The sequence below is a fragment of the Photorhabdus africana genome (assembly GCF_035181445.1).
GTDB classification, from domain to species: Bacteria; Pseudomonadota; Gammaproteobacteria; order Enterobacterales; family Enterobacteriaceae; genus Photorhabdus; species Photorhabdus laumondii.
In genome coordinates this window covers 1-223 of the sequence record NZ_JAXBVE010000332.1, presented here as the reverse complement: position 1 = coordinate 223, position 223 = coordinate 1, and the positions used below count along the sequence as shown (strand labels likewise).

Below are 223 nucleotides of genomic sequence, written 5' to 3'. Positions count from 1 at the left end.
GGAGGGGCTCCTCGACAACGGCGGCCCGGCACAGCCGGGCCTGCGGGGGGTTTATCTCACCTCGTCCAAACAAATCGGCCAGATGGATGACATTTTTACCCAGTCTGCCGCGGTGCAGTATCACCTGGGGCCGCAGGCTTTTCCCACCTGGCCGGTGGCGGACACCGCGCCCTACTTCACCCACGCGCTGTTTGACGAGGTCCTGCTGGCCGAACCGAATCTG

Annotated in this window: 1 protein-coding gene; it reads left to right on the top strand. The window is 64.6% G+C overall.

Annotated features, from left to right (window positions below; all coding sequences use genetic code 11):
• Positions 1-223 (top strand): type VI secretion protein IcmF/TssM N-terminal domain-containing protein (locus tag SLS51_RS23970; protein ID WP_323840940.1); only part of this gene is annotated, 223 nt, incomplete at both ends.